Raw genomic sequence first — 5,151 nt, 5'->3', positions numbered from 1 at the left:
GCACTGTCCTTAGCGCCGATCCAGCCAAACCGTTTGTGCATTACAGAATTCGCGCACGCCGAAATGCGAGAGTTCCCGGCCAAAGCCACTCTTCTTCACGCCACCAAAACTGACACGCGGATCGCTGGCGCTATAGCCGTTGATGAACACGCCGCCGGTTTCAAGTTCGCCTGCCATCTGCCGGGCGAGTTCGGCATTGCGCGTGTAGAGGGTGGCGGTGAGACCGAATTCACTGTCATTGGCCAGCGCCAGCGCATGGGCTGCGTCTCGGGCCGTGATGATTGAAGCCACAGGCCCGAACAACTCCTGTTTGAATGATGTCATCTGATCGGTCACGTCGCCGAGTACGGTGGGCTCATAGTAATTGCCGGGGCCTTCAGCCTTCTTTCCACCCAGCAGCAACGTCGCGCCTTCTTCCAGTGTGTCGCGCACCTGTTGGTCCAGTTCGTCGCGCAGATCGAAGCGAGCCATCGGGCCGATATAGGTGGTGGTAGCCAGTGGATCACCGACAACCAGTTGTTGGGTGGCTTCGACGAATTTGCGGGTAAATTCCTCGACAATGCCTTGCTCGACAATCAGGCGTTTGGCGGCGGCGCAGACTTGTCCGGTGTTTTGATAGCGCCCGATCACGGCGGCTTTCACCGCCTCATCGAGGTCCGCGTCGTCGAGCACGATAAATGGGTCGGAGCCACCCAGTTCCAATACACATTTCTTCAATGCGGCTCCGGCCTGAGCACCGATGGCCATGCCCGCACGCACGCTACCGGTGAGGGTGACGGCCGCGATGCGTGGATCGGCGATAGCCTTGGATACACCTTCCGGGGTGACGTTGATGACCTCGAAAACACCTCCGGGAAAATCCGCTTGCCTGAAAGCGTCCAGCAGCAAGTAGGCGCTGCCCATGATGTTGGGCGCGTGCTTGAGCACGTAGGTATTACCGGCGAGCAACGTGGGGACCGCGCCGCGCAGGACTTGCCAGATGGGGAAGTTCCACGGCATCACGGCGAGAATCGGGCCCAGGGGGCGATATTCGATGTGTGCCTTGCCGCCTTCCACCAGGGTCGGTTCCGGGCTCAGCATGGCGGGGCCGTGTTCGGCGTACCACTGGCAGAGCTGCGCACATTTTTCAATTTCACCGCGGGCCTGGGCAATCGGCTTACCCATTTCCTGGGTGATCATGTTCGCCATGGCCTCTGCATTGTTGCGCAAGGCCTGGCCGAGGTTGATCAAAAGCTGCGCGCGCTGTTCAACCGGCTTGCTGCGCCAGGCGCGAAACCCGGTAGCGGCCCGCGTCAGCGCGACCTGTAATGCCGAATCGGATTCGAAAGGGTAATGGCCGATCTGCTCGCCCGTGGTCGGGTTGATCGAAATGGCATGGGTAAGGCTGGATACGTTGGTCATGGCACCGTCCTGCGAGGTAGGAATGTGCTCAGGTTATGGGGCTATATGTTTTCTGGAAACTGAATAATACTGAGCATAACGTTCACGTTTGGAGAATGACTTGGATCTGGTTCAGCTCGAAATCTTCAAGGCTGTCGCCGAGCACGGCAGCATCAGCGTGGCTGCCCAACATATCCATCGGGTGCCATCGAATCTCACCACCAGAATCAAGCAGCTTGAGCTGGACCTGGGTGTGGACCTGTTTATCCGCGAGAAGAGTCGCCTGCGCCTGTCGCCGGCCGGCTGGAGCTTTCTGGATTACGCTCGACGTATTCTCGACCTGGTTCAGGAAGCGCGCGCCACCGTGGCGGGTGAAGAACCCCAGGGAGCCTTCGCCCTGGGTTCGCTGGAAAGTACTGCAGCGGTACGTATTCCAGAGCTATTGGCCGCCTATAACCAGAAGCACGCCAAGGTCGAACTGGACCTGTCCACCGGCCCCTCCGGGACCATGATCGACGGGGTGCTGTCGGGGCGGCTGGCCGCTGCTTTCGTCGATGGTCCGGTGCTGCATCCGGCACTGGAGGGCGTGCCTGCATTCGAGGAAGAAATGGTCCTGATCGCACCGCTCAACCATGAGCCGATTCATCGGGCGAAGGATGTGAATGGCGAAAACATCTATGCCTTCCGCTCCAACTGCTCCTATCGCCATCATTTCGAAAGCTGGTTCGCCAATGGTGCGGCGGTGCCCGGTAAGATTTTCGAAATGGAGTCCTATCACGGCATGCTGGCCTGTGTCAGCGCCGGTGCCGGCCTGGCGCTGATGCCTCGCAGCATGCTCGAAAGCATGCCTGGGTGCACGACGGTCAGCGTCTGGCCGTTGTCGGAGTCGTTCCGCTATTTACGCACTTGGCTGGTGTGGCGTAGGGGGACGGTGTCGCAGAGCCTGACGATGTTTGTGCGCTTGCTTGAGGAACGCGGTGTGGTGTTGATCGAAAAATAGTGGAAAGTTAACGGTCAGTGCCGAAAAACCGGATAATGGCGGCCAAATTGTTTAGCTCGTTATTCTGGTAATCGCACATGGAAATCAAGGTCAACTTTCTCGACAACCTTCGACTTGAAGCCAAGTTCGACGACTTCACGGTGATTGCCGATCAACCCATTCGCTACAAGGGCGATGGCTCGGCACCGGGGCCGTTCGATTACTTCCTGGCTTCGTCGGCGTTGTGTGCGGCGTACTTCGTGAAGTTGTATTGCGAAACTCGCAATATCCCCACCGAAAATATCCGCCTGTCGCAGAACAACATTGTTGATCCGGAAAACCGCTACAACCAGATTTTCAAGATTCAGGTTGAATTGCCGGCGGACATCTCCGCCAAGGACCGTCAGGGGATCTTGCGCTCCATCGACCGTTGCACGGTAAAGAAGGTGGTGCAAACCGGGCCTGAGTTTGTGATTGAAGAGGTCGAAAACCTCGACGCCGATGCCCAGGCGTTGCTGATGCCGCACTCGACTGGCGAAGCGGGCACCTACATCGTGGGCAAGGACCTGCCGCTGGAGCAAACCATCGCCAACATGTCGGGCATCCTGGCCGACCTGGGCATGAAGATTGAAATCGCTTCGTGGCGCAATATCGTTCCCAGTGTGTGGTCGCTGCACATCCGGGATGCGCACTCGCCAATGTGTTTTACCAACGGCAAGGGCGCGACCAAAGAAGGCGCGCTGGCATCGGCGCTGGGCGAGTTTATCGAGCGGCTCAACTGCAACTTCTTCTACAACGACCAGTTCTGGGGCGAGGACATCGCCAACGCGGCGTTTGTGCATTACCCGGACGAGCGCTGGTTCAAGCCGGGCCCGAAGGACGAACTGCCGACTGAAATCCTCGACGAGTACTGCCTGAAGGTTTACGACCGGGATGGCGAGTTGCGTGGCTCGCATCTGTACGACACCAACTCCGGCAACACCCAGCGCGGCATTTGTTCACTGCCGTTTGTGCGCCAGTCGGACAATGAGGTGGTGTACTTCCCGTCCAACCTGATCGAAAACCTGTTCCTGAGCAATGGCATGAGCGCCGGCAACACGCTGGCCGAAGCTCAGGTGCAGTGCCTGTCGGAGATCTTCGAGCGCGCGGTCAAACGCGAAATCCTCGAAGGCGAAATGGCCCTGCCGGATGTGCCGCAGGAAGTACTGGCGAAATACCCGGGCATTCTGGCCGGTATCCAGGCCCTGGAAGAGCAGGGCTTCCCGGTGCTGGTCAAGGATGCATCGCTGGGCGGGGAGTTCCCGGTGATGTGCGTCACCTTGATGAACCCGCGTACCGGTGGCGTGTTTGCCTCGTTCGGCGCGCACCCAAGCCTGGAAGTGGCGCTGGAGCGCAGCCTGACGGAACTGCTGCAAGGCCGCAGTTTCGAAGGCCTGAACGATCTGCCTCAGCCAACCTTCGAAGGTCAGGCGGTGACTGAGCCGAACAACTTCGTCGAGCACTTTATCGACTCCAGTGGTGTGGTCTCGTGGCGCTTCTTCAGTGCCAAGCCGGATTTCGAATTCGTTGAGTGGGATTTCTCCGGTCAAGGCGAAAACTCCAATACCGAAGAGGCCGCCACCTTGTTCGGCATTCTCGAAGACATGGGCAAAGAAGTGTACATGGCGGTCTATGAGCACATCGGCGCCAAGGCCTGCCGCATTCTGGTGCCGGATTACTCGGAAATTTATCCGGTAGAAGATTTGATCTGGGATAACACCAACAAAGCGCTGCAGTTCCGCGCTGACATCCTCAATCTGCACAGCCTGAGCAAAGTCGGCCTGAGAACGCTGGCCCAGGGTTTGGAAAACAGCGAGCTGGATGATTACACCGACATCACCACCTTGATCGGCATCGAGTTCGACGACAATACGCCTTGGGGCAAGTTGACGATCCTGGAGTTGAGGTTGCTGATTTATCTCGCCTTGCAGAAGTTTGACCAGGCCAAGGATCTGGTGGAAGCCTTCTTGCAATACAACGACAACACCGTCGAGCGCGGCTTGTTTTATCAAGCCGTGAACGTCGTGCTGGAAATGCAGCTGGACGATGATCTGGAACTGAGCGACTACGAGGTCAACTTCCGCCGGATGTTCGGTAACGAGCGGATGGACGCGGCGATAGGGTCCGTGGATGGCAGTGTACGTTTCTACGGTCTGACGCCGACGAGCATGAAACTGGAAGGGCTCGACAGACACCTTCGCCTGATCGACAGCTACAAAAAGCTGCACATGGTGCGGGCGAGGGTGGCGGCTTTGTCCAGCTGATAGTGATAACAAAAAAGCACCTCGGGTGCTTTTTTGTTTTTTGGCGGCCGGCTAATCGTCTGTACGCTGTGGTCCCACTTTTTGGCTATGACATGGCTGTGGCTGCCTGTGAGGAAGCTCTTCTATATAGAAGGGCGTTTTGGCTCTTCTATATAGGCGTCCTTTGGGGCGTGTTTTGCTGCATTCTGCAGCTTATTGATAGAAAACCTAAATCAACGCTTGACGGCAGATTCTGGAAGCCTATAATTCGCCCCACTTCCGGCGCAGTCGAAACGGAAAACTCCTTGGTAAACAAAGAGTTACGCAGTTTTCGGCAGCAGGTTGCTTCAGGTCATCGAAGCCAAAACGAAGTTGAAAAAGAGGTGTTGACAGCAGCGTGTAACGCTGTAGAATTCGCCTCCCGCTGACGAGAGATCTGAAGCGCAAGTGGTTGAAGTTACAAAGGAAACTTGGAAAACTTCTGAAAAATACCACTTGACAGCAAATGAG

At 57.1% G+C, this 5,151-nt stretch carries 3 protein-coding genes; 2 read left to right on the top strand and 1 reads right to left on the bottom strand.

Translation table 11 applies throughout. The features are described from left to right. Positions 1–9 precede the first annotated feature (9 nt). Positions 10–1,401, bottom strand: coding sequence for an aldehyde dehydrogenase family protein (locus AC1DVE_RS30940; protein WP_477784435.1), 1,392 nt, complete (start codon positions 1,399–1,401; stop codon positions 10–12). Between the two features lie 100 nt (positions 1,402–1,501). Here AC1DVE_RS30940 and ptrR point away from each other — a divergent pair, with 100 nt between their 5' ends. Both ptrR and AC1DVE_RS30930 read left to right on the top strand, forming a co-directional pair. Beyond that, positions 1,502–2,380 (top strand): putrescine utilization regulator PtrR, encoded by an 879-nt coding sequence (ptrR, locus tag AC1DVE_RS30935; RefSeq protein WP_223459412.1) that lies wholly within the window; start codon positions 1,502–1,504, stop codon positions 2,378–2,380. A gap of 77 nt (positions 2,381–2,457) precedes the next feature. After that, complete coding sequence (locus AC1DVE_RS30930; RefSeq protein WP_477784434.1) at positions 2,458–4,662, top strand: OsmC domain/YcaO domain-containing protein; 2,205 nt, start codon at positions 2,458–2,460, stop codon at positions 4,660–4,662. Positions 4,663–5,151: the final 489 nt, after the last annotated feature.

The sequence above is a fragment of the Pseudomonas sp. P4_B4 genome, from assembly GCF_056402255.1.
The sequence above is the reverse complement of the archived record's forward strand: the minus strand, read 5'-3'. Positions and strand labels throughout refer to the sequence as shown.

Excerpts from the sequence above, each read along its gene's own strand:
- AC1DVE_RS30940 (WP_477784435.1), bottom strand. The coding sequence starts at position 1,401 with ATGACCAACGTATCCAGCCTTACCCATGCCATTTCGATCAACCCGACC.
- AC1DVE_RS30930 (WP_477784434.1), top strand. The coding sequence starts at position 2,458 with ATGGAAATCAAGGTCAACTTTCTCGACAACCTTCGACTTGAAGCCAAG.